The sequence below is a fragment of the Brevundimonas sp. AVps5 genome, assembly GCF_058681515.1.
Genome location: NZ_CM178740.1, coordinates 667321 through 690789 on the forward strand (window position 1 = coordinate 667321; position 23469 = coordinate 690789).

At 68.8% G+C, this 23469-nt stretch carries 26 protein-coding genes; 13 read left to right on the forward strand and 13 right to left on the reverse strand.

What is annotated here, in order from left to right:
* Positions 1-36: 36 nt before the first annotated feature.
* From ACW18A_RS03295 to ACW18A_RS03305, 3 genes are all read right to left on the reverse strand, one after another.
* Positions 37-1119 (reverse strand): hypothetical protein, encoded by a 1083-nt coding sequence (locus ACW18A_RS03295; RefSeq protein ID WP_492023380.1) that lies wholly within the window; start codon positions 1117-1119, stop codon positions 37-39.
* A 133-nt stretch (positions 1120-1252) separates the two neighbouring features.
* Positions 1253-2497, reverse strand: a complete 1245-nt coding sequence (locus tag ACW18A_RS03300) for a hypothetical protein (protein ID WP_492023381.1) — start codon at positions 2495-2497, stop codon at positions 1253-1255.
* 78 nt (positions 2498-2575) lie between these two features.
* Complete coding sequence (locus tag ACW18A_RS03305) at positions 2576-3508, reverse strand: ribose-phosphate pyrophosphokinase (RefSeq protein WP_492023382.1); 933 nt, start codon at positions 3506-3508, stop codon at positions 2576-2578.
* A 202-nt stretch (positions 3509-3710) separates the two neighbouring features.
* Between ACW18A_RS03305 and ACW18A_RS03310 the strand changes: the two genes are divergently transcribed.
* Genes ACW18A_RS03310 through ACW18A_RS03320 form a run of 3 tightly spaced genes read left to right on the forward strand, consistent with a single transcriptional unit; the run spans position 3711 to position 7275 of the window.
* The gene (locus ACW18A_RS03310) at positions 3711-4571 is read left to right on the forward strand and encodes an outer membrane protein assembly factor BamD (RefSeq protein WP_492023383.1); all 861 of its coding nucleotides are present in this window, start codon (positions 3711-3713) and stop codon (positions 4569-4571) included.
* Between the two features lie 55 nt (positions 4572-4626).
* Positions 4627-6327, forward strand: coding sequence for a DNA repair protein RecN (gene recN / locus ACW18A_RS03315; protein ID WP_492023384.1), 1701 nt, complete (start codon positions 4627-4629; stop codon positions 6325-6327).
* A gap of 54 nt (positions 6328-6381) precedes the next feature.
* Entirely contained in the window at positions 6382-7275 is an 894-nt protein-coding gene (locus ACW18A_RS03320; RefSeq protein ID WP_492023385.1) for a hypothetical protein, read from the forward strand.
* A 45-nt stretch (positions 7276-7320) separates the two neighbouring features.
* Here ACW18A_RS03320 and ACW18A_RS03325 read toward each other — a convergent pair whose 3' ends face one another.
* The 7 genes from ACW18A_RS03325 to ACW18A_RS03355 form a co-directional block, all read right to left on the reverse strand.
* Positions 7321-7833: a hypothetical protein gene (locus tag ACW18A_RS03325; protein ID WP_492023386.1), complete on the reverse strand. Its 513-nt coding sequence runs from the start codon at positions 7831-7833 to the stop codon at positions 7321-7323.
* 95 nt (positions 7834-7928) lie between these two features.
* On the reverse strand, positions 7929-8834 hold the full coding sequence (locus tag ACW18A_RS03330) for a cobalamin biosynthesis protein CbiG (RefSeq protein WP_492023387.1): 906 nt from the start codon (positions 8832-8834) through the stop codon (positions 7929-7931).
* 240 nt (positions 8835-9074) lie between these two features.
* Positions 9075-9590: a hypothetical protein gene (locus ACW18A_RS03335; RefSeq protein ID WP_492023388.1), complete on the reverse strand. Its 516-nt coding sequence runs from the start codon at positions 9588-9590 to the stop codon at positions 9075-9077.
* A 15-nt stretch (positions 9591-9605) separates the two neighbouring features.
* A complete protein-coding gene (gene xth, locus ACW18A_RS03340; RefSeq protein WP_492023389.1) occupies positions 9606-10400 on the reverse strand; it encodes an exodeoxyribonuclease III in 795 nt (264 codons plus the stop codon).
* Between the two features lie 87 nt (positions 10401-10487).
* A complete protein-coding gene (locus ACW18A_RS03345) occupies positions 10488-11411 on the reverse strand; it encodes a hypothetical protein (protein WP_492023390.1) in 924 nt (307 codons plus the stop codon).
* A 114-nt stretch (positions 11412-11525) separates the two neighbouring features.
* Positions 11526-12497, reverse strand: coding sequence for a hypothetical protein (locus ACW18A_RS03350; protein ID WP_492023391.1), 972 nt, complete (start codon positions 12495-12497; stop codon positions 11526-11528).
* Positions 12498-12590: 93 nt separating this feature from the next.
* The gene (locus tag ACW18A_RS03355) at positions 12591-13580 is read right to left on the reverse strand and encodes a hypothetical protein (protein ID WP_492023392.1); all 990 of its coding nucleotides are present in this window, start codon (positions 13578-13580) and stop codon (positions 12591-12593) included.
* Between the two features lie 140 nt (positions 13581-13720).
* Here ACW18A_RS03355 and ACW18A_RS03360 point away from each other — a divergent pair, with 140 nt between their 5' ends.
* Together ACW18A_RS03360 and ACW18A_RS03365 are read left to right on the forward strand one after the other, a co-directional pair.
* Positions 13721-14812 carry an MBL fold metallo-hydrolase gene (locus tag ACW18A_RS03360; RefSeq protein WP_492023393.1) on the forward strand — a complete coding sequence of 364 codons (1092 nt, stop codon included), beginning with the start codon at positions 13721-13723 and terminating at the stop codon, positions 14810-14812.
* Positions 14809-15579, forward strand: coding sequence for an enoyl-CoA hydratase (locus tag ACW18A_RS03365; RefSeq protein WP_492023394.1), 771 nt, complete (start codon positions 14809-14811; stop codon positions 15577-15579). The genes ACW18A_RS03360 and ACW18A_RS03365 overlap by 4 nt, the downstream gene beginning before the upstream one ends.
* Before the next feature lie 277 nt (positions 15580-15856).
* Here ACW18A_RS03365 and ACW18A_RS03370 read toward each other — a convergent pair whose 3' ends face one another.
* Positions 15857-16231, reverse strand: a complete 375-nt coding sequence (locus ACW18A_RS03370) for a hypothetical protein (RefSeq protein WP_492023395.1) — start codon at positions 16229-16231, stop codon at positions 15857-15859.
* Between the two features lie 75 nt (positions 16232-16306).
* On the opposite strand from ACW18A_RS03370, the gene ACW18A_RS03375 reads away from it, so the two are divergent.
* Complete coding sequence (locus ACW18A_RS03375; protein WP_492023396.1) at positions 16307-16846, forward strand: TetR/AcrR family transcriptional regulator; 540 nt, start codon at positions 16307-16309, stop codon at positions 16844-16846.
* A gap of 139 nt (positions 16847-16985) precedes the next feature.
* Positions 16986-17477, forward strand: coding sequence for a GNAT family N-acetyltransferase (locus ACW18A_RS03380; RefSeq protein WP_492023397.1), 492 nt, complete (start codon positions 16986-16988; stop codon positions 17475-17477).
* Positions 17478-17494: 17 nt separating this feature from the next.
* Here the strand turns inward: ACW18A_RS03380 and ACW18A_RS03385 are convergent, their stop codons facing one another.
* Complete coding sequence (locus ACW18A_RS03385) at positions 17495-17791, reverse strand: HigA family addiction module antitoxin (protein ID WP_492023398.1); 297 nt, start codon at positions 17789-17791, stop codon at positions 17495-17497.
* Positions 17792-18185: 394 nt separating this feature from the next.
* Between ACW18A_RS03385 and ACW18A_RS03390 the strand changes: the two genes are divergently transcribed.
* Genes ACW18A_RS03390 through ACW18A_RS03400 form a run of 3 tightly spaced genes read left to right on the forward strand, consistent with a single transcriptional unit; the run spans position 18186 to position 20619 of the window.
* Complete coding sequence (locus ACW18A_RS03390) at positions 18186-18749, forward strand: DUF1285 domain-containing protein (protein ID WP_492023399.1); 564 nt, start codon at positions 18186-18188, stop codon at positions 18747-18749.
* Positions 18746-19411 (forward strand): CoA pyrophosphatase, encoded by a 666-nt coding sequence (locus ACW18A_RS03395; RefSeq protein ID WP_492023400.1) that lies wholly within the window; start codon positions 18746-18748, stop codon positions 19409-19411. Before ACW18A_RS03390 ends, ACW18A_RS03395 begins: the two co-directional genes overlap by 4 nt.
* Positions 19408-20619 (forward strand): CCA tRNA nucleotidyltransferase, encoded by a 1212-nt coding sequence (locus ACW18A_RS03400; RefSeq protein WP_492023401.1) that lies wholly within the window; start codon positions 19408-19410, stop codon positions 20617-20619. The genes ACW18A_RS03395 and ACW18A_RS03400 overlap by 4 nt, the downstream gene beginning before the upstream one ends.
* Here ACW18A_RS03400 and ACW18A_RS03405 read toward each other — a convergent pair.
* The gene (locus ACW18A_RS03405; protein ID WP_492023402.1) at positions 20582-21553 is read right to left on the reverse strand and encodes an endonuclease/exonuclease/phosphatase family protein; all 972 of its coding nucleotides are present in this window, start codon (positions 21551-21553) and stop codon (positions 20582-20584) included. The two genes, ACW18A_RS03400 and ACW18A_RS03405, sit on opposite strands and share 38 nt — an antisense overlap.
* Before the next feature lie 66 nt (positions 21554-21619).
* Between ACW18A_RS03405 and ACW18A_RS03410 the strand changes: the two genes are divergently transcribed.
* The 3 genes from ACW18A_RS03410 (at position 21620) to ACW18A_RS03420 (ending at position 23457) form a co-directional block, all read left to right on the forward strand.
* Entirely contained in the window at positions 21620-22093 is a 474-nt protein-coding gene (locus tag ACW18A_RS03410; RefSeq protein WP_492023403.1) for a DUF4112 domain-containing protein, read from the forward strand.
* 75 nt (positions 22094-22168) lie between these two features.
* Entirely contained in the window at positions 22169-22726 is a 558-nt protein-coding gene (locus ACW18A_RS03415; RefSeq protein WP_492023404.1) for a sigma-70 family RNA polymerase sigma factor, read from the forward strand.
* Positions 22723-23457 carry an anti-sigma factor gene (locus tag ACW18A_RS03420; protein ID WP_492023405.1) on the forward strand — a complete coding sequence of 245 codons (735 nt, stop codon included), beginning with the start codon at positions 22723-22725 and terminating at the stop codon, positions 23455-23457. The genes ACW18A_RS03415 and ACW18A_RS03420 overlap by 4 nt, the downstream gene beginning before the upstream one ends.
* Positions 23458-23469 lie beyond the last annotated feature (12 nt).

Sequence of the window (23469 nt, forward strand, 5' to 3'; positions counted from 1 at the left end):
AGAGCCCGCGTGTGCAACCGCGTCTGAACGGTGGACTCAGTTAGGCGCGGGCGAGGTCGCCGCAAGCGAGGCCGTCGTCGCCTCGACAGCGACGCCTGTGGGGGCCGGGGTGATGCCTGCGGTGGCGATCGTCGGGTCGATGGGGACGGGAATCGTCGCCGCCGTAGTGCAGGTCGCAAGGTCGCGGACGATGTGGCGGCCGACGCAGAACATGTCCTCGTAGCTGGGGCGCGAGGCGGCCAGGCACTGGAAAAGGTTCAGCTTGGACATGTCCAGGCAGAACTGGGCGTTATTCTCGATCGACAGGGCCTCGGTGTTGGTGCGGGCGTCGTCGCCGGCCGCACCCATGGCCGCCAGGGCCGCGATGGCCAGGGCGTTGACGACGGCGGGGGTGTAGGGCGGCGCATGGGTCGCGGCGGGCAGGTTGAGACCGGTTCCGCTATTGGCCGCGGTGAACAGCCGCGCGGATTCTTCCGCCGAAGGCAGCATCTGTCCGGCCGAGATAGTCTTGGCGGTCTCCAGTCGGACTTCGCGATTCGGGATCGGTGTAACGGCCCAGCGGCGGCGCGGATCGTTCCGCTCCTGGATCGTATAGGCGTCCTGCTCGATCGCGTCGGCGACGCCCGTCAGGGCGGCGATGTCCTGACCCAGGGTCGAGATGATCAGACCGGCGGCCACGTCGGCACCCGGCAGGTTGGCGGCGTAGGCGGGGTCGCGGATGATGTTGGCGATGACGTCGGCCCGCTGCTGCGGATCATTGGCGAAGGTGCGCACGCCCGCAACGAACTCCGGCGACTGCAGCGCGAGGATCGAGGCGTAGGCGATCATGCCGCGCGACAGGGTGGCCGGGTCATAGGCCGCGCCTTTGCGCATGGCGGCCTGGATGGACTCCGCGTCAGGGAAGCCGGCCTGGATCGTGCCGACGTCGCGGATGAAGGTGACATAGATCGATGCTGCCTGAGCCACGCCCTCGTTCAGGGTCACTGCCGGCGGCGGCGGCGGTGGCGGCGGCGGCGGGGGCGGGGGGACGACAGGTTCGGGCGTGCTGCACGAGGCCAGGATGGCGGCGGCAGCGGCAGCGGCGATAGCGAGGCCGCGACGCGGAAGGGCCAGGCGCATGGTGATTTTCCCCACAAGAATGCAGCGGCGCTCTCCCGGCACCGCAGTCATGACGCCTTATAAGCCTTCCCGAGGGTTTTCCGACCGTTAATCCCCGACCGATCGTTCAACTCTCCGGCGCCCCAAGGCCAGGCTAGCCGTTCGGGCCGGCGTTCAATCTCTGGGTCGGGGACTGCCCGGGCGGGGGGGCGACCGGGGCAGTCCGGGGTGCGGTCGCCGGCGTCGGTGCGGCCTGCAGCGGAGTCGGAACGATCGTCGGCTCCGGAGGCGTCGAGGGCTGAAGCGGCTCCGGCGTGATCGCGGGCGAGCGCGACGGTGCGGGGCTGCTGCGGCCGCTCTGGGTCGGGTTGCCCACGGTGATGATCGCGGCCGGCAGGGCGGCACCCCGCGCACAGGTCGACAGGTCACGGATGACATGGCGACCCAGGCAGAACATGTCCTCATAGGTCGGGCGGGCGGCGGCCAGACACTGGAACAGGTTCAGCTTGGAACTGGCCAGACAGTCCTGGCTGGCGCGGTCGTACTGCAGGGCGTCGGTGTTGGCCCGCGCGTTGTCCCCGGCGGCCCCCAGGGCTGCGAGGGCGGCCATAGCGATGGCGTTGGTCACCGAGGGGGCATAGGGTGCGCGCCGCGTGCGTCCGGCCGTCACGCCCAGGCCCGATCCGCTGTTGGAGGCGGCGTAGAGGCGGGCGGTCTCGGAGCCCGACGGCGCGACAGGTCGGGACAGGTCCTTGATCGCCTGAAGCCGGCCCTCGCGGTCCGCCGGCGTGGCGCGGCCCCAGCCGTTCCGCTGATCGCCCGCATACTGGATGTTGTAGGCGTCGCTCTCGACCGAATCCGCGGCCGAACTGAGCGCGACGATGTCGGCTTCCAGCACCGACATGACCAGGCTGGCGGCGGCTTCCGCGCCGGGAAGGGTCGAGGCGTATTCGGGACTGGCGACGATGCGGTCGATGATCTGGCGCCGTGCCGAGGGCTCGGCCCCGGCCTGACGGACGCCTGAAACGAACTCGGGGGACTGCAGCGCCAGGATGGAGGCGTAGGCGACCAGACCTCGCGAAATCTGGTTGGCGTCGTAGGAGGCGCCGCGACGCAGCGCCGCCTGCACCGCTGCGGGGCTCGCGAAGCCGGCCTGGATCGTCGCCATGTCGCGGGTGAAGGTCAGATAGACCGCCGCCGACCGGGCGACGCTGTCGTTCAGGGTGACGGGAGGCGGCAGGCGGGCGGCGATGGCCGCGGCCTCCTGTGCCGCCGCGATCGATGCGACACGCATTTCCTCGGCCTGCAGTTCCGCCCGGCTGGGACCGCAACTCGTCAGCAGTCCCGCGACGGCGAGGGCGGCAAGGGTCCGGCCCTGGCTAAGGAAGGAAAGGCGCATTGGAAGTCCCCGAAATCTTGCTTTGACTGAAACTTCCAGTCCGGCGGTTTTGAGGCAAGGCGAGCGACGTTTTCGTGATCAATCGAACAGTTTGGAGACGGATTCCTCGTTGGCGATCCGACGGATGGCCTCGCCGATCAGGGGCGCGACCGGGACCGTGCGGATCTTGGAGCAGGACAGCACCTCGTGCGGCTGCTCGATTGAATCGGTGATGACCAGTTCCTTGAGCGGCCCGTCGGTGACGCGCTGGACCGCCGGGCCCGAGAGGACGCCGTGGCTGATGTAGGCGGAGACCTCTGTTGCGCCGGCCGCGATCAGGGCCTTGGCGGCGTTGACCAGGGTGCCGCCTGAATCGACGATGTCGTCGAACAGGATGCACTCGCGGCCCGCGACGTCGCCGATGATGTTCATGACCTCGCTCTCGCCCGCCCTCGGACGGCGCTTGTCGACGATGGCCAGGTCGACGTTGAGGCGCTCGGCCAGCGACCGGGCGCGCACCACGCCGCCGACATCGGGCGACACGATCATCAGATTGCCGCGCGGGTAGCGATCCCTGATGTCCTGGGCGAGCACGGGGGTGGCGACCAGATTGTCGGTCGGGATGTCGAAGAAGCCCTGAATCTGGCCGGCGTGAAGGTCCATGGTGAGGACCCGGTCGGCACCGGCGCGGGTGATCATGTTGGCGACCAGCTTGGCCGAGATCGGCGTCCGGCCTCCGGTCTTCCGGTCCTGCCGGGCATAGCCGAAATACGGCATGACCGCCGTGATCCGCCTCGCCGAGGCCCGAACCAGGGCGTCGATGCAGATCAACAGCTCCATAAGGTTGTCGTTGGCCGGATAGGAGGTCGACTGGATGACGAAGACGTCTTCGCCCCGGACGTTTTCCTCGATGACCGCGAACACCTCGTTGTCGGCGAAGCGTTTCACCTGGGCCTTGGTGAGGGGCATATCGAGGTGATCGGCGATGGCCTGGGCCAACGACCGGTTCGAGTTGCCAGCGAGCAGCTTCATCCGGTCATCCTTTCGCCGTCATCGGGCCGCCAATGACGTCAGTTCCGTCTTGCGCGCTCTTTAGCAGCGCGCCGGCCCGTATCAAGCCGTGATTGCCTTATCCGGCGCATGGCGCGTTGCGAACGCCGATGTTAGAGAACGCGATCTTGAGACCCGGCGAGCCTTAAGGCCCCGTCCGGGCGGCGTGTGATGAGGTTCCAGGTTGCCGACTTCCTTCCAGTCTTCGTCCGTTTCACGCCCGGTCGGCGTTGTCCTGATCGCCCTGGCGGCGGTGTTGACGCTGTCGGCGTGCAACGGCGGTCAGAATCGTCCGCGCCTTGCCTATGAGGAGCGGCCGGTCGAACTACTCTACAACACCGGCTACGAGCGTCTGCAGCGCAGCCGCTGGGCCGATGCGGTCGACTATTTCCAGGAAGTGGAGCGCCAGCACCCCTATTCGGAATGGTCGCGTCGCGCGATCCTGATGCAGATCTACGCCTACTACCAGAACGGCAATTACGAGGAATCGATCGCCGCTTCGGACCGGTTTATCCAGCTGTTCCCGGGCAGTCCGTCTGCCGCCTACGCCTTCTACATGCGCGCCACCTGCCACTTCGAGCAGATCGTGGACGTGGGCCGCGACCAGAACCAGGCCGAACAGGCCCTGGCCGGTCTGCGCGACGTGGCCCGCCGCTATCCGGGCTCGTCCTACGCCACCGACGCGACCGTGAAGATCGACATGGTCAACGATCAGCTGGCCGGCAAGGAAATGAACATCGGCCGCTACTACCAGCGCGCCAACCAGCCGCTGGCCGCCATCGGCCGCTACAAGGCCGTCATCGACAACGAGGCCTTCCAGCGCACCTCCCACACGCCCGAAGCCCTGTACCGTCTGGTCGAGGTCTATATGACGCTCGGTCTCAAGGACGAGGCGGAACGCAACGGCGCCGTGCTCGGCTTCAACTATCCGGGCAGCCCCTGGTACGCCGAGGCCTATGCCCTGCTGACCGAGGACGGCCGCCAACCTGAGACGGCCCCGACCGGTGAGCGGGAAAGCTGGCTGCGCCGGATCATTCCGGGCTGACCGTTCCCGGAGTGTTCTGGTCTAGACTGTCGGCGATGACGAATCGTTGCGCCAAATGCTGACCAGTCTTTCGATCCGCGACGTGGTGCTGGTCGACGTCCTCGATCTGGAGGTCGACGAGGGCCTGACCGTGCTGACCGGCGAGACCGGGGCCGGCAAGTCGATCATCCTCGACGCCCTGGGTCTTGCGCTCGGCGGACGAGGGGAGGCGGGCCTGGTCCGCTCCGGCGCCAGACAGGCCGTGGCCACCGCCGTCTTCACTGCGCCTGACGACGCTGACCTGATCGAATTGATTCAGGAGAAGGGCTTCGACGTGCCCCCGGGCGAAGCGCTGATCCTGCGTCGCGTCCTGTCCGCGGATGGCCGCAGCCGGGCCTGGGTCAACGACCAGCCGGCGGGGGTCGCGGCCCTGCGCGAAATCGGCGCGCGTCTGGTCGAGGTGCATGGCCAGCATGAAACCGTCGGCCTGCTGGACTGGAAGACCCATCGCGGATTGCTGGACGCCTATGGCGGTCTGGCACCGCAATTGGGCGGGGTCGCCGCCGCGTCTGAACGGCTGAAGGCCGCCGAGGCGAAGCTGGACGGCCTGCGCGCCGCCGCCGCCGATGCCGCCGCCCGGGCGGAAGAGATCGCACTGAACCTCTCCGACCTCGACGCGCTGGATCCGCGCGAGGACGAGGAGACGGAACTGGCCGGCGAACGCGCCGTCCTGGGCGCGGCGGAAAAGGCCGTGGCGGATCTCGCCGATGCCCGCGCCAATCTCGGCGGCGACAAGCTGAGCCAGAAACTGTCCGCCGCCCTCCGCGCCGTCGAACATGCGCGCCAGCGGGCGACCCAGGCGGGTGTCGAGGCCGATCATCCGGTGCTCGTCCGCCTGACATCCGCCGCCGAAGCCATCGACCGCACCATGGTCGAGGCCGCCGAAGCCATCGCCGAGGTCGACGCCGCCGCCAACGCCTTCGACTTCGAACCCGGCCGGCTGGACAAGGCCGAGGAGCGGCTGTTCGCCCTGCGCGCCGCCGCCCGCAAGCTCAACACCACCGTCCACGCCTTGCCGGCCCTGCGCATCTCGCTGCGAGAACAGCTGCGGCTGATCGAGGACGGAGCGGAGGCGATCACCAACGCCGCGCGCGACGCCGCCGTGGCGCGCGAAACCTATGACGTCGCGGCCAGCCTCCTGAGCTCCGGCCGCGAGGCCGCCGCCGATCGGCTGGCCAGGGCGGTGATGGAGGAACTCGGCCCGCTGAAACTGGACCGCGCCCGCTTCCGCGTGGCTCTGGAGCCCGTCGCCGAGGGGCGTCGGGGCCCGCTGGGCGTCGAAACCGCAAGGTTCGAGATCGCCACCAACGCGGGCACGCCCTTCGGCCCCCTGGACGCCATTGCCTCGGGCGGCGAACTGGCCCGTTTCGCCCTGGCCATGAAGGCGGCGCTGGCGGGGCGCGAAGACCAGCGCCAGCCGGTCATGATCTTCGACGAGGTCGATCAGGGTGTCGGCGGCGCTGTGGCCGAGGCCGTCGGCCAGCGACTGAAGCGCCTCTCCAACGGCGCCCAGGTTCTGGTCGTGACCCACAGCCCCCAGGTCGCCGCGCGCGGCCACGCCCACTGGAAGGTCCGCAAGGCAGACGCCGCCGGCGTTACCACCACCACTGTCGACACCCTCGACGATAGGGCACGCCGTGAGGAGATCGCCCGGATGCTGTCGGGCGCGACCATCACAGACGAGGCGCGGGCGGCGGCGCGGGCCTTGATCGGATGACCCCTAGGCGCACGTCGAGCGTGTGTTAGGGTTTGCGCATGCTGGGGAGTTGTCATGTCCTACGCCGCCGCCTTCGCTGCCCTCGCCCTGATCGGAACGACCCAGCAGACGGTGCCGCCGCCGACGGACGAATCCCGCGTGGGCGATATCGAGGTCGTCGGCGGCCGGTCGTTGCGAGAGGCGATCGATGTCTTCACCGACACCGTCGTCGCACCGCCCCGGGAGCAGAACCCGGCCCGCTGGCGTGACTTCGTCTGTGTTGGTGCCATCAACCTGCAGCGCGATGCCGCGCAGGCAATCATCGACCGGGTCTCACAGGTCGCGCTCGACATCGGTTTGGAGATCGGGGAGCCGGGCTGCAGCGCCAACATCCTGATCGTCGGAACGGACGACGGTCCGGCGATGGCGACGGCCATGGTCGACTACCGTCCGGCGATCTTCCGGCCCGGCTATTCAGGCGCGGCCCGCAGTTCGCTTCAGCTTGCCCGTTTCCAGCGGAACGAGGCACCCGTCCGCTGGTGGCATGTCGCCCTGCCCGTGATCGCCGACACCGGCGCAATCGCCGTCCGCATGCCGGGTGAGGGTCCGCCCTTCATCCCCGGCGGGAGCCGGCTCAGGACCGAGGTCCGCAATGATCTCGGCCGCGCCATCATCATCGTCGATTTCGCCCGCGCCGGCAGGGTGACCTTCGAGCAGTTGTCCGACTACGTCGCCATGGCCGCCTTCGCCCAGATCGACCCCGACGCCGACATGAGGGCCTTCCCGAGCGTTCTGAACGTCTTCAACGATCCGGGCGCAGCAGCGGGCCTGACCGACTGGGACATGGCCTGGCTGACCGGCCTCTACACTGCCGAACTGAACCGGCGCAGTCCCAGCCATACGGCGAGCGCGATCGGCAACATTATGGCGCGGGATCTTCAGATCCCGGCGACCGGCCGGGGTGATTAGGCCCGGATCGGCGGGGGTCTGAAGCTCGCCAGCGAGGCTCCCAGGCTACCGCGCGCAGACCTTCGACGGCGCCGGAGTCTCTTCGTTGGCGATCCAGCAGGCGCGGTCGCGAGGATCGCGACGATAGGTGCCCCCGATGGAGACGCGCTCATCGGGGCCGAACACCTCGAACAGCCCGCCTTCGCCGTCCGAGATCACCATGCGCAGGGCGATGTCCGGGCCATCCAGCTGGAAGCTGCCGTCGCCGAACAGCGAGGTGAAGGTGCAGTTCGTTTCCGGGTCGGTCCCGACCTGACAGCGGACCTGGCGCGCGCGGCCGGGGCTGTCCTCGGCGCTGATCGGCACGGGGGTGTAGGCGGCGGCCTGGGTCGGCGACTTGGCCGAGGTCGGGGCGGATGCCGGCGCGACCGGCGCAGCAGGCTTGGCGGCCGGGGTTGTCGCGGGCGGCTCGACCTCCGCCGCCTTGGCGGAAGGTGCGTCGGCCGAACCCTTGGCCTCGCTGCAGCCGGTTACGGTGAGGGCCGCGAAGGCGGCGGCCGCCAGAATTGCCAGACGCATGTGGTGTCTCCCTGATCCCATCTAACGAGTCGACGCCCACTGTTCCCGAAGCGTGGCCGTGGGTCCAGAGCGCGAAACACCATCGAGGGCTTTCGTCAGACGCCCAGGATCCAGCCTTCTTCGTCCTGCACCTGGGCGATCAGGGCCTCGTCGGTTCCCTTTTTCGGTCCGAAGGCGGTCGACAGTTCGCCGCGCTCGTCCATCAGGGCGAGATGCTCTGCGGTGGTGCGGACCTGGGCCTGATCCTTGAACTCGCCCTCGGCGGCGATGGTCGGCCACATCGAGGGCCAGACCTCGGCGACCAGGACCGACAGGGGTTCCACATCGGCGGGGTCCAGCGTCCGCCAGCCGGTGCCCAGCGGCCAGACGGCGCCCGACGGCCCCAGGCTCTCCAGCAGGCGACGCACCATCGGAATGCCGACCAGGGTCTGGCCGCCCACGGCGCCGGCCCCATGCATCTGCCAGTTCGACTTGGGCTGCAGCTTGCCCTTGCGCACGGCGTTCTCGGTCGCGCGGAATTCAGGGATGTCGCCGGTCCCTTGCGGCGGCTTGGTCGTGGTCAGCCAGCGTTGCGCCTGTTTGGCCGGCGCGCCCCACAGGGGCCAGGCCTCGTCGGTCATCAGCCGGTTCATCTTGGCCGCGACCTGATAGCGGTTGTTGGTGTTGTCTTCCTTGTCGACGATGTTGGAGGCGATGAATTTCCACATCGCGGACCACGCCGGCGTCTCGGTCAGCTTCAGGCGCGCGGCCGTTCCGACCGGGTAACCCAGCGAGAAGTCGAAGCCGACGAAGACCCGGTCGCCGCGCTTCCTGTGGTCCGCCAGGATGGACTTCAGCAGGGCCTCGCCCTCGGCCCGCGTCGCGACATTGTGGGTCTCGGTATAAAGGCGGAAGCGCACGTCGCGCTTGGCCACGCCGATCCAGACCGAGTTCTCGCCCAGCTTCTTGCCTTCGGCGGCGGTCCAGTCGGCAATGACATAGGCGTCGAACAGGCGGGCCACGGCGGGCTCCTTTGGGATACGCGAACGGAAGGATTGGGGCTTCTACCTCTCCTCCCCGTTGCGCAGCAATGGGGGCCATTCGTCTCCTCCCTGTTCGCCGCTTGGCGAATGGGGAGGTGGATCCGGAGCGAAGCGGAGGAGACGGAGGGGTTCTTTCCGCGCGAAGAACCCCTCCGTCAGCTCGCAAGGGCTCGCTGCCACCTCCCCATGCGCAAGCGCGCACGGGGAGGAGACCGGCGATCAGCCTTTCAGCAGCGCCTCGATGTGCGACAGCCAGCGGCGGCCCAGCCTCATGGCCTCGGGCGGCGACCCGGCGTGGCCCGGCGCCATGGCGTTCCACAGGGCCAGTTCGAACTCCGGATAGCGGGCGTCGGCAAACAGCAGCCTCAGGGTCACCAGCTCCGCGTCCGGGGCCATGATGTCCAGTGCCTTGCGCGCTTCGCCGCGGCGGACGCGCGCCACGACATGGCCGTCGACGATGACCTCGCCGCCCTCGACCTCGTCGAAACTGTAGACCAGCCCGTGCGCACCACGGTCCCACAGGACGGCGATCTGGCCGCCCTGGAAATCCAGGCCGGCGGCGCGGCCCTCGTTCGCCGAAATCGCCTCGGCCTCGGCGACGGCGCCCAGGGACTTCAGCATCGCCCGACGCAGCCGACGCTCCGGCTCCATCCACCAGTTCAGCGTCAGGGCGGCGGTGGTCAGGGCGGCGGCGGCCAGCGACACCAGCAGGATGACGCGCAAAGCCTCACCCATTTTCGGCCTCGCCCATCAGTCGGCGAGCTCGATCACGACCGGCACGTGGTCGGACGGCTTCTCCATGTCGCGGACGTCGCGATGGGTCTCGACACCGACGAACCGGTCTGCGGCCTGGGGCGACAGCAGGTGGAAATCGATGCGGATTCCGTTGTCCCTCTGCCAGGCGCCGGCCTGGTAGTCCCAGAAGGTGAAGGTCCCCGGCGGCTGGCGGCCCAGTTCCCCGGCCTCATACAGCCCCAGCCCTTTCAGCGCCCGGAAAGCGGCGCGGCTCCCGGGCTGGAACAGGGCGTCGTTGACCCAGGCGGACGGGGTCTTCGCGTCCTCTGGCGTGGGGATGACATTGTAGTCGCCGCACAGGGTGAAGGGCTCTTCCAGCGCCAGCAGGTCCCGCGCATGGGCGTTCAGCCGCGCCATCCAGCGCATCTTGAACTCGAACTTTTCGGTCCCGACCGGATTGCCGTTGGGCAGGTAGATGCCGCCGACGCGAACGGGTCGGGGCGCCTCGATCACCGCCTCGATGTAGCGGGCCTGGTCTTCCGCATCCTCGGTCAGCAGGTCCTGGCCGGGCAGGCCGCGTCGCACGTCCGAGACCGGAAACTTCGAGAGCAGGGCGACGCCGTTGTACGACTTCTGGCCATAGACCTCGACGTTGTAGCCCAGGCTTTCGAACGGCTCCCTCGGGAATTTCTCGTCGACCGTCTTGATCTCCTGGAAGCAGACGACGTCCGGCTGCGCCGCCTCCAGCCATGCGAGCACGGTCGGCAGGCGGGCGTTGACCGAGTTGACGTTCCAGGTGGCGATACGCATCGGCCGGACGCTAAGCGGCGTCGCCCGGCCCGGCAAGCGCCGCGCGCCAGCCGGGCCGATCTAAAAAGGCCCGGCAAGTAATCTGTCTTACTGAGGCGCTGCCGCAGCCGCCGTGGTCAGCCGGCAACCGCCGCCGATCCGCTGGGCCTGTTCGCAGGGATAGACGTTCAGCGGCTCGAACCGGGGCGAGAAGATCACGACATAGCCGCCGCCGGCACCGCATTTGGCTTCATAGACCCGGTTGCCTCCGGCGGAGCCCATGTAGCGGCTGCCGGTCACGTCGCATTCCGAAGCCGGGCTGCCGACCAGACGCGCCTTCAGCGTCGCGGCCGCCTCCTCGGGTGTCGAGAAGCGGCAGGTCGAGTTCTGGCTGGCGATGATCGCGCATTCGGTGGTGGCCCAGCCCGTCGCTGTCTTCTCGATCCGGTAGCCGTCCAGACCGGCGCAACCGATCTCGTAGATCAGGGTGTTCTCGGCCGTGCGTCCGAGCGGGACGCCCTCATCCACGGTGCAGGCGATCCCGGCTTCGGCGGCGTAGCCGGCCAGGGCGCGGGCGACGTCCTTGTTCTGGGCGATGACGCACTGGACGCCGACTTCGGCATTGGGATTGGCCGCGCGATCCGCCTCGGCCTGTCCTGCCAGCAACACGCAATCACGGGCCTCAGGGGGAATAGAGTTGACCAGGATATAGCCCGGCCCTGCGGCGCAGGCCGCCTCATAGGTCACGCGTTGCCTGTCGGTGGTCTGGCCGATCACATTGGCCTCGACGACGCGGCAGGTCAGGCCGGCGGCGTTGGCGATGCGCTGGGCCGCCATGGCCGCGGCGGGCCCCGAGGTCGCCAGCGGCGCGGTGGCGCGGGGCGCGCCCTCAGAAGGCGCAGGCGTGGCACCGGGGTCCTGGGGCATGCCCGATGATCCCGTATCCTGAGCGGAGGCGGGGAGGGCGGTCAGCGTCGACAGGGCGACAGCGAGGGCGGCTCCGAACGCTGCGATGGGGGAAAACTTTGACACGGCTACTGCTCCTGATCGGCAGGCCGAGCGTTGGTCCGGCGCTCGGGATTGGTCAAGCCTCCTGAGGCCGGAATTCCGAACCGGCGGGCTTCGGCCCGCCGGTTCGGGTCTCGATTACTGCGGCGTCGCCGGCGGGACTTCTGCAGCCGGGGCTTCCGGCACGATGGTCAGACGGCAGCCGCCGCCGATGCGCTGGGCGGTTTCGCAGGGATAGACCTGCTGCACGGCGTACTGTGGGTTGAAGCGCACGATCAGGCCGTTGCCGGCGCCACATTTGGCTTCATAGAAGGCACCGTTGGCATTCGCGCCCATGTAGCGGCCCTCGGTCACCTCACAGGGCGCGGCCTCGCTGCCGGCCAGACGGGCCTTCAGGGTCGCCGCAGCCTCGGTGGGCGTGGTGTAGCGGCAGGCCGCGTTCTGCGTCGATATGACCGCGCATTCCGTCGTCTTCCAGCCGGTCGCTGCCTTCTCGATCCAGTAGCCGTCGGCGCCGTTGCAGCCGATCTCGTAGATCAGATTGCCTTCGCTCGACTTGCCGATGGAGGCACCCTGGTCGACGGAGCAGGAGACGCCGGCCTCGCGCGCATAGGCCGAGAGGACCCGCATGACGTCCGTGTTCTGGGGCAGGACGCACTGGGTGCCGACGGCGGCGAGCGGATCGCGGGCGCGGTCGATCTCAGCCTGTCCGGCCAGCAGGACGCAGTCGACGGCCTGGGGTGGAGCCGAGCCGATCAGGATATAGCCCGGTCCGGTGGCGCAGGCCGCTTCATAAGTCGCCGCCTGTTCGGCCGTCAGACCCAGGAGATTGGCCTGGATCACCTGGCAGGCGACGCCGGCGGCGGAGGCGATCTGCTGGGCCGCAGCGGCATTCGCTTCCGGGGTCGGGGCGGCCGGGGCTTGCTGCTGCTGCCGACGCGGCGATCGCGAGGGAGTCACGCGCGCCGTCGGGGCCGTGACGACCGGCTCGGTCGGCGCGGTGCCGTATCCCGTGCCCCTGTCGTTCGGGTCCTGGGCCGAGGCGGGCGATGCGATCGCCACGACCATCAGTGCGGCTCCGCCGATGGCGGCCAAGGTTTTCATGAACATGGCGGTCTCCCTGAACTGTCCCGAAAGCCTTGGCGGGCCACCGGGACGAGGTCAAGGCGGACACGCCCGCCGGGCGGTCTCCGGCGCCGGCCTCTAGGGCTGGGTCGGCGGGACTTCGGCAGCCGGGGCTTCCGGCACGATGGTCAGGCGGCAGCCGCCGCCGATGCGCTGGGCGATTTCGCAGGGATAGACCTGCTGTACGGCGTACTGCGGGTCGAAACGCACGATCACGCCGTTGCCCGCGCCGCATTTGGCTTCCCAGAAGCCACCGTTGGCGTTCGCGCCCATGTAGCGGGCCTGTATCACGTCGCAGGCGGCGGCTTCGGCATTCGCGGCGAAGCGGGCCTTGAGCGAGGCGGCCTGCTCCTGGGCGGTCGAGAACTGGCAGGCCAGCGTGGCGTCCAAAACCTGGGCGCATTCGGTGGTCTTGAACCCGCCGGTGGCCAGACGCTGAAGGACGTATCCGTCGACCCCGTCGCAGCCGACCTCGTAAAGCTCCTCGCCGCCGATCTGCTTGCCCGTGGGGCCGCCCTGGTTCGGCACGCAGGGCAGGTTGGCCTGGCGGCCGTAGTCCACCATAACCCGCATTACGTCGGTGTTCTGGGGCATCACGCAGGTAATCTCAGTGGCTCCGGAGGGATCGGCCGGGGCGGCCGGGGCACCGGCAGCGGCTGCGCGCTGTCGGGCCAGGGCGTCAGCCAGCAGCACGCAATCAAATGTCTGGGGCGGCGTCGAGGCGATCAGAATATAGCCGGGTCCCACCGCACAAGCGGTCTCATAGACCCGCGACTCTGCGGACATGACCGACAACAGGTTGGCCTGGCTCACCTGGCAAGCCAGGCCTGCCGAAGCGGCCAGTGTCTGGGCGGCGGCGAGGGTTTCTTCTGCCGTCGGGGCCGCGGCCTCCGCCCGGTTGCTGCGGTTCGGCTGGCGCCGGTCGCCAAAGGTGCGACGGTTCTGGTCCTGAATGGCGCGGCCGTCGGCACCGGGCGCCATGGTGTTCTGGGCCTGGGCCGGGCTGCCGGTCAGTGCGACCAGGGCGACCACCGCGCCGAGCGCGGCCATGAAGGTGGACTTGAACACGAGGGGGCTCCTGGATCGCTTTGACTTCCGTGCGAAGCCTTGGCGACGGCACGGGGCGAGGTCAAGACCGACATGCGGCCGAAGCTGGACGCCGCCGTCGGCTTGCGACTATGTTGGGCGCGTTGCGATTGGAGACGGACTTGGCGGACGGCGTTATCACCAGCGAAGGCGAGACCGGGACCGGCGGCGAGGGTCTGCGGGGCCTGACCTATCCGCTGGGCGCGCCACCGGCCCCCGGGGAGGCGATACAGGCGGCACCCGGCGTGCTCTGGCTGCGTCTGCCCCTGCCGATGCAGCTCAACCACATCAATGTTTACGCGATCGAGGACGGCGACGGCTGGGCCGTGGTCGATACCGGCATCCGCACCCCGGACTCCATCGCGGGCTGGGAGGCGGCCCTGACCGGCCCCCTGGGCGGCAAGCCGGTCACCCGCGTCATCTGCACCCACATGCATCCCGACCACATCGGCCTGGCGGGCTGGCTGTGTCAGCGGTTCGACGCGCCCTTGCTGATGACCCAGCTGGAATACGTCACCGGTCGGATGCTGGTCGCCGACAACGGCCCGGCGCCCGAGGCCGGTGCGATCTTCTGGCGCGCCGCCGGTTGGGACGAGGATCGTATCGAACGCTATCGTCAGACCTACGGCATGTTCTCCAAGGGCGTGGCCCCCATGCCCGCCGACTACCGGCGCCTGACCGGGGGCCAGGTCCTGTCCATCGGCGACGAGGACTGGACCATCGTCATCGGCAACGGCCACAGTCCCGAGCATGCCTGCCTGTGGCGCCGGTCGGACAATGTCTTGATCTCCGGCGACCAGATTCTGCCGCGGATCTCGTCGAACATCTCGGTCTGGCCCACCGAGCCCCTGGCCGATCCGCTGCATGACTGGATGACCTCGCTGGACAGGCTTGGCGACCTGCTGCCGGCCGAGACCCTCGTCCTGCCCGGCCATGGAGAGCCGTTCACCGGTGTTCTGCCGCGCATCGAGGCCCTGAAACGGGGCCACACCGTGTCGCTGAAACGGCTGGAGCGGACGCTGCGCGAGCCGAAGCGGGCCATCGACGTCTTCGCCTCCCTGTTCGCTCGACCGGTCGGGGACAGCCTGCTGGGCATGGCCACGGGCGAGGCCATCGCCCACCTCAACTATCTGGCCGGTCAGGGCCGCGTGCGCCGCGAACGCGACGCCGACGGCGTCGACTGGTGGAGCCTCACCCAAACGGAGACCGCATGAGCGACCCCATCCGCAGCGAACTGTCCAACGGCGTCCTGACCGTCACCTTTGCCCGGGCAGAGAAGAAGAACGCCATCACCCAGGCGATGTACGCCTTGCTGGCCGAGGCGACCAACCGCGCCCGCACCGACGACGCCGTCCGCGTCCTGTTGTTCAAGGCCGAGGGCGACAGCTTCTCGGCGGGCAACGACATCGCCGACTTCATCGCCATCGGTGCCCAGGGCGGCGGCGGGCAGGTCGTGGATGCGCCGGTGTTCCAGTTCCTGAAATCTCTCGTCGAGATGGACAAGCCCGTGGTTGCCGCCGTGCGCGGCCGGGCCGTCGGCATCGGCCTGACCCTGCTGCTCCATTGCGACATGGTCGTCGTGGCCGAGGATGCGCTTCTGTCGGCGCCCTTCATCAACCTGGCCCTGGCACCCGAGGCGGCCTCGTCCCTGCTGCTGCCGCTGGCCGTCGGCCACCAGCGCGCGTTCGAGATCTTCGCCCTGGGCGAGCCCATCGACGGCAGGACGGCCCTGGCCTGGGGCCTCGCCAGCCGCGCCGTTCCCGCCGCCGAGGTTGATGAGGTCGCCGACGGCCTGGCCGCGAAACTGGTCGCCCGCGCGCCCAATTCGCTGCGCAAGACCAAGCGGTTGATGCGTGACGCCGAGGCCCTGTGGGCCCTGATGCTGCGGGAGGGAGAGGCCTTCGGCTCCCAGATGTCCAGCCCCGAAGCCATGGAGGCCTTCATGGCCTTCACCCAGAAGCGGGCGCCGAGCTTCGGCTAGAGCATGATCGCTTGAGACAGAACCGCTTCGCGGTTCTGGCGAAGGCGTGAATCATGCTTTCGCTCATATCTGGAGCCCGATTCACCGCATCGGCGGAGTCCCGTAGCGATTCCTCCTCTACGGATCAGGCTCCAGGGCGGGTCTCGCGACCCTGTGAGGCGTGGATCGGGTCGAGACAGGCGGGTCCGTCCCTTGGCTCCCGGCTGTGGCCTCCGACAACCAGAGCAGGATCAGCCAGGACGTGGTTTTCTGGCAGGCGCGTTGAAAGCCGCTCTGGTCATTGGCTTTTCTTCCGGCTTTGACCGAACCGGGTCAGCGCTGGAATGGCCAGAAAGATGATCCACTGGTTCATCGGCAACACCGTTCCAAGACGCGTCAAGCCGTAGAAGACGAAGAGCGCTGCAAAGCCAAGCTGGAGGCCGGACAGGATCGCCTCAAGGGCCGGATCATGGCGCTGGGCCAACACCCACAGGCCGCCAGCCAGAACCACCAGGACCATTGTGATCATATGCCATAGGACTGCTGCAAATGCCGCCAGAAATGGATCACTCAACGCCGCCTGCAGCGGGTCGTGAACTTCGGGGCCGCCTCCGAACACATGAAGCAGAGTGGTCAGCCCCATCAGGGCGGCAGCAAGACGAGTCCAGATCATTTCATTCTCCATACGCTTGCGTATGGGCTAGGCGGTCCGCTTGCGCCTGTCAATACGCTACCGTATGGTAATGGCATGACGCCACGCTCCGGCCATCGTCTGACTCCTGAAGATTGGCTGATGGCCGGTTTTCGGGCCTTGGCGCGTCTCGGGCCCACTGCCCTGAAGGCAGAGGCCCTGGCGCGCGACCTCGGTGCCACAAAGGGGTCCTTCTACTGGCACTTTACGGATTTACCCGATTATCTGACCCGCTTGATCCGGCTCTGGGAAAAACGTGCTTTTGACAGCGTCATCGCGCAGCTCGACCCGGCAGCCCCGCCTCGATCGCGGCTGGAACAGTTGTGCTTTATGGCTGTCGGATTTCGTGATCCGTCCTATGGAGGTGCTGCACTGGAACCCGCGCTGCGCGCCTGGGGGCTGGGGTCACCGGATGTGGCGCGGGCCATTGCCCGAATGGATGCACGCCGCATTGCCTACCTCGGCAGCCTGTGCCGAGACGCAGGAATTGAAGACCCGGATGCGCCGTGTGCGCTCTATGCCATGACCATCGGGTTGGAGGTCCTTGACAAGAAAGACGCGCAAGGGAGCATGCGTTTGCTGCTGGCGGGCCTTTGAGGTTGGGCATGGTTCGTCCTGAGCCGCCTGAGCCACCCGCGTCTCTCTTCCTTCATTGGCCTGTAGAGAAGCGGGGACCCGGGCGGACGACGGATGCTTGCCTTGATCCCGCCGCCCATTGCCCCTAGGTGCGCGCGCCATGAGCGCCGAGCCCATCTTGTCGAACAGCCTCCGCATCACGCCGGAAACCGACGCCGACCGTGACGAGGTCGACGCCCTGGTGATGGCTGTCTTCGGCCCGGGGCGGTTCGCCAAAACCGCCGAGCGTATCCGCGAGACCGCGCATCTGGCCGCTGCCTTTACGGCCCGGGAAGGCGGCCGGCTGATCGGCTCGGTGCGCCTGTGGTCGATTACAGTGGACGGCCTCGACGCCCTGTTCCTCGGTCCCATCGCTGTGGCGAAGGCTGCGCGCAGCGGCGGCCTCGGGGCCGATTTGGTCGGCGTCTGTATCGGCGAGGCGCAGGGCCGGGACGTCGCCGGCGTCCTGCTGGTCGGCGACCCTCCGTATTTCCAGCGCTTCGGCTTCCAGTCTGCGCCTGACGTCCGCCTGCCCGGGCCGGCCGACCCGCGCCGGGTCCTGTGGCTATCGATCACCAGCGCCGCTCCGTCGGGTCTCGCCCTTCCGGCCTAGCTGTTGAGGCTCCACATCTAGGCGGCGAAGCTCACGACGTGGATCTGGTCTGCCCGCGCTCTGGCCTGCATCAGGTCATACGCCGCCTGCATTCGCATCAGAGTATCGGCCTTCAGGCCGAAGCCCTTCTCGAACCGGATGGCCATTTCTGCCGACAGGCCTGCGCGCTCGTTCAACAGACCACTCATCGCCTGACGCGTGACGCCGAGCCGTTCCGCCAGGTCCGTGACGCTGATCCCGCGCGGCTCGATGATCTCGGCGCGTAGCCAGGCTCCGGGATGAACCGCGAAGCTGGAGTGAAGGGTGATGGCCATCAATGCGCGTTCCCTCGGAAGGTCGTTGCGGGCCATGTATACCATGACCCGCCCATTCTTTCGTCATCCTCCGGCAAGCCGCCCCTTGGCGGCGCAGACCGGGGGACCCAGCGGCGCCGAAGGCGATCTGTTCAAGCGCGACGTCGGAAAACGGCTCAACCTAGCGACCGTTTCGCGCTCGCGCGCGCCTCCCCCGGTCCGATCTTCGATCGGCCGGAGGATGACGAGGCGTCCCCCGGTCTCCGCTTCGCTGCGCCGGAGGATGACGAAAGGGAGGTGTAACGGAAGTTCGGACCGCATCGTCGCCGCCGGAGTTTTCCATCTGGACCCCGGACCTAGTTTATCCTCGGGCCGGCATTGCCGGACCCGTGGGCAGGGGTGCACGGTGAGATGAATGAGCGCTTCCGAACCATCCCAGGGTCTCGCCGGAGTAACGGCCGCGGCGAAGCAGGCCCCCGGTCGCGGCCTGCCGCCGGTGCATCTGTGGCATCCCGACCATTGCGGAGACATCGATATCGTCATCCGCGCTGACGGCACCTGGATGCACGAAAACTCGCCTATCGGCCGGGCCGAGCTGGTGCGGCTGTTCTCCACCGTCCTGCGCCGTGACCCGGACGGCTACCATCTGGTCACGCCGGTCGAGAAGATGCGGATCGAGGTTGAGGACCTGCCGTTCCGCGCCGTGACGATGCAGCGTGACGGCGACGACCTGGTCTTCACCACCGACGTCGGCGACGAGACGCGCGCCGGCCCCGACCACCCTATCGTCGTCCAGACCGACCCGGCGACCGGCGAGCCCGCGCCCCGCGTCCACGTCCGCGCCGGCCTCGAAGCCCGCATCGTCCGCACCGTCTTCTACGACCTGGTCGAGATGGCCGAGGAACGCGACGGCCGGCTGCAGGTCCAGTCCGGTGGAGTCTGGTTCCCGCTCGGCCCGCCTGGAGCCGGCGTCGAATGAGCCATGCGACGCTGAGGGACCGGCTGGCCGAAAAACTGGCGCCGGTAGAGAGCTGGCGGGCGGAGACGCGCGCCGTCCGCTCCGACTTCGACCTCAACCCCGGTGCCTCGCGCTGGACGCCCGGCCCGCTCAAGCCCGCCGCTGTCCTGATCCCGATCATTGCCAATCGGGAAGGGGCCTGCGTCCTCCTGACCCGCCGCGCTGACAGCCTGAGCAAACACACCGGACAGGTCGCCTTCCCCGGCGGCCGGCTGGATCCGGGTGAGAACGCCGTCGAGGCCGCCCTGCGCGAGGCGAGGGAGGAGATTGATCTCGATCCCGCCGCCGTCACCGTGCTGGGTCTGTCCGACGCCTATGAGACCGGTACCGGCTATCTGATCACTCCGGTGATCGGCTGGATCGACGCCCTGCCGCCCCTGACCGCCTCGCCCGCCGAGGTGGCCGAAATCTTCCAGGCCCCCTGGGACTTCCTGATGGACCCGGTCAACCACAGCCGCGACCATCTCGAGGCCCCCGCCGGTGTCAAACGGTGGTTCTGGGCCATGACCTGGAACGAGCAGTATATCTGGGGCGCGACGGCCGGGATCATCCGGGGCCTGCGCGCGCGCCTCTACGGCGACGAGCCGAACCTGCCCGCCGCGGCGGCCGAGGACGCGGCATGACCCGGCTGGAGAAACAGCCCTGGCTGACCAGCCCCGCCACGGTCGCCGTGTTCGACGCGCTGGAGGCGGCGGGCGGCCCCGACTGCGCGCGCTTCGTCGGCGGCTCGGTGCGCAACGCCCTGGTCGGAAGACCGGTCGATGACTTCGACATCGCTACCCGGCTCAAGCCGCAGGACTCCATGGCCGCGCTGAAGAAGGCCGGGATCAAGGTCGTGCCCACCGGCCTCGCCCACGGCACGGTCACGGCCGTCTCCGGGAAGAAGCCCTACGAGATCACCACCCTGCGTCGCGACGTCGAGACCGACGGCCGTCGGGCCGTGGTCGCCTTCACCGACGACTGGGCCGAGGACGCCGCGCGTCGCGACTTCCGCCTGAATGCCCTCTACGCCGACCGCACGGGCGCGATCTTCGATCCGACCGGGCAGGGGGTGGCAGACGCCCTCGCCGGTCGCGTCGTTTTCGTCGGCGATCCGAAGACCCGGATCGAGGAGGACTATCTCCGCATCCTGCGATTCTTCCGCTTCTTCGCCTGGTACGGCCACGCAGAGCCCGACGCCGAAGGTCTCGCCGCCTGCGCCGCCCATGCCGATGGGTTGGCGCGGCTCTCGGCCGAGCGGGTGTCGAAGGAATTGGTGAAGCTTCTCGCCGCGCCCGACCCCCGCCCGGCCGTCCATGCGATGCGCGACGCCGGGGTATTGAACCGCCTGTTCCCGGCCATCGATGATCTCGGGGCCTTCGACGCCATCTGCGAGGCCGGCGACGACGCGGTCCTGCGCCTGTCAGCCCTGCTGCCGGACGATCCTCCCGCCGTGGCCGGAATCGCGCGGGGCCTGCGTCTGCCCAGGGCCGTGGAGATGCGTCTGGCCGCCGCTGCCGAAGGACCGCTCGATCCGGCGACGGGCGAGCGTGAACTGCGCGCCCTGACCTACCGCCTCGGCAAGGAGGCCGTCCGTGACCGCATCCGGCGCGGCGGGGCGATCCGGCCCGGCACGGACACCGCGACGCCGCTGGCCCTGATCGAGACCTGGCCGGTGCCTCGCCTGCCGGTCGGCGGCCGGGATCTCGCCCGGCTGGGCGTCGAACCCGGCCCGGAGCACGGTCGCATCCTGAAAGCCTTCGAGGCCGGGTGGATCGCCGACGACTTCCCCGCCGACGGCCATCAGCAACGGCTTACCCGCCTGCTGACGCATCCCGGACGAAGCGGGTGATGATCGGCCGGTGGTCCGATCCGGTGGGCAGTCCCAGCCTCCGCTCCACCAGCGCGAGATCGGGCGTGCGATAGACCTGATCGATGGTGATGCCGGCGAAGGCGGGCAGCCGCGTCGGCCAGGTCCCCGGCCAGCCCGGGGCCGGGATCAGCCCGCCGTCGGCCTTGATGATCCTGCCGATCCGGCCGCTCGAAACGCTGTTGAAATCCCCCGCGGCGATCACCGGTCCCTTGATCGACCGCGCCCACGCCGACAGCCCCTCCGCCTGACGGATCTGCTCCCACTGGATCTGATAGGGCCAGGGCCGGGTCATGTGCACGCCCGCGATCGTGACCGGGCCGAGCGGTGTTTCCGCCAAGGCGCCCACCACGTGGAGCGCGGGGACTCTCAGCCGAATGTCCCGCAAGGGCCGCCGCGAGGCGATCATCGACAGGGCGGGCCCGCTGGGTCGATCCAGCCGTCCGGTGGCGACGCGGTTCGGATAGCCGGCCAGCACCCGGTCGATGGCCGCCATCGGCGCATCGCCGACCTCGACCAGCACCACGACGTCGGCATCCGCCGCCGCGATGGACGTCGCGATCGCCTCCACATCCGTGTTCAGCGCGTGCAGGTTGGCGGAATAGAGGGTGAAGTCCGGCGATCCGCCCTCAGGCTCTCCGCGCGGCGCCGCCCACTGGCGAGATCCTGACGCCAGAACGAGCAGGCAGACAATCACCGCCGCTGCGAACAGCCTGCGCCCCCGCAAAAGTCCCGCGGCCGCCAGCCCGACAACCGCCGCGATCAGCGCCGGTCCGGTGAACTGCGCCAGGATATCGACCCACCGGTGCCCGACCCCGCTCAGACCCGCCAGCGCGATCCCGAGCGGGCCCAGCAGCGCCAGCCCAAGTGCCACGGCCGCGACCAACCGTGCATGCGAAAGGACTCTGTCAGTCACGAAGACTTGCTATCCATGGTGAACACGGGTCGATGTGGCGCGTTGACCGGTCGCTTGGAGGGCGAAATGGCGAAGCGATCCATCGGGGATATCGAGAAGATCTGGTCCAATGTCGAGGGCGTCAAGAAACTGTCCGACCGGGCTGTCGGCTTCGGTCCCTTCGGCATCGGTCTGGACGGCCTGCTGACCTGGATCCCGATCGTGGGCACGGTCTACAGCGTCGGTGCCGGCGGCTGGCTGCTGATCCAGGCGGCGCGGGCCCGGGCCACGCCCGGCACCCTGCTGCGGATGATCGGCTATCTCGGCGTCGACAGCGCCACCACCCTGGTGGGCGAGGCGGTGCCCTTCGCCCCCGATGTGGTCGACTTCTTCTTCCCCGGACACCTGATGGCGGCCAGGGCGCTGCAGAAGGACATCGAGTCGACGCACTGGGTCGAGGCGAATGAGCGCGACGCCCGCGCTTCCGGCGACCACGACCGGCACGTCGCCACGATGAGGGCCGATCCGGCAAAACGGCGTGTCGTCTATCTGCACGACTGAAGCCCCTGTTTCGCTTGACGGATCGGTCGGGGCCAGCCCTAGTCCCGACGATCGAGACCGCCCCGGACGCCCTGAATGACCCCGATGCTGACGCGAGACGAACTGGCCGTGGCGCTCGGCAACGCGGGCGGCGGCGACCGGGCCGCGTTCAGGATCGTTTATGAAGCGACCTCCGCGAAGCTATTGGGCGTGTGCCTGCGTATCTTGGCTGACCGCCAATTGGCCGAGGACGTCTTGCAGGACACCTATCTCACCGTCTGGAGGAAGGCTTCGACCTTCGACCCCGCGCGCGCGAGCCCGATCACCTGGCTGGTGACCATCGCGCGCAACCGGTCGATCGATCGTCTGAGGTCGGCCGCGCCGATGCGCCGTACCGCCCCGGTCGAGGACGCTCACGACCTGGCGGACTCCGCCCCCCTGGCCTCGGACGTGATCGAGACGGCCGATGAAGTGGGCCGTCTGAACGCCTGTCTCGACACCCTCGAGGACAAGGTTCGCAACGTGATCCGCACCGCCTTCATGGAAGGCGTGACCTATGACGCCCTGGCCAGCCGCGAGAACGTGCCTCTGGGCACGATGAAGAGCTGGATCCGCCGGGGGCTGCTGAGGCTGAGGAGCTGCCTCGAATCATGACCGATCTTCCCCAAGACGAAGACCGTGCCCTGGCCGGCGAACTGGCCCTGCGCGTCCTGTCGCCCGCCGAGGAGCGCGCAGCCCGGGCCCGCGAGGCATCCGATCCCGCCTTCGCCGCCGATGTCGAGGTCTGGAACGAGCACCTGGCCGGATTCAGCGCCGGGATTTCGCCCGTCCAGCCCTCTGTCCTTGTCTGGCCTCGCATCGAGGCCGGCATCGCCGCGCCTGCCGCCGCCCCCTCTGCGGCCAACGACAACCGCGCCGGCTTCTGGCGGGCCTGGGCCGTCGGCTCGACCGGCCTGCTGGCCGCCAGCCTCGTCGCCGTCGCCATCCTGGTCGCGCGCCCGGCCCCCGCGCCCATCGTGCAGCCGGCTCCGGCCGGCGGCGTGACCCGCGTCGCCAACATCGCCATGACCGAGGGCGGGGCACCCGTCGTCGCCCTGGCCTACGACAGTGCGACCGGCAATCTGTTCATCGCCCCCACCCAGGCCATGGATGGCGTCAGCGCGGTGCCGCACCTGTGGCTGGTCAAGCCGGGCGATGCGGGGGTCCAGCTGATCGGCGCCATCGACGGTTCGGCCGCGTCGCATCACCACCTGACCGACGTCCTGGCCTCCACGGCGGGTCAGGCGGTCGCCGTCGCGATCTCCATGGAAACGCCGGGCCACACCCCCGCCGGCGACAAGCCCGACGGTCCCGTCGTCGCCAGCGGCGAGCTTCAGTCTCTCTGAACCGCATCCGGC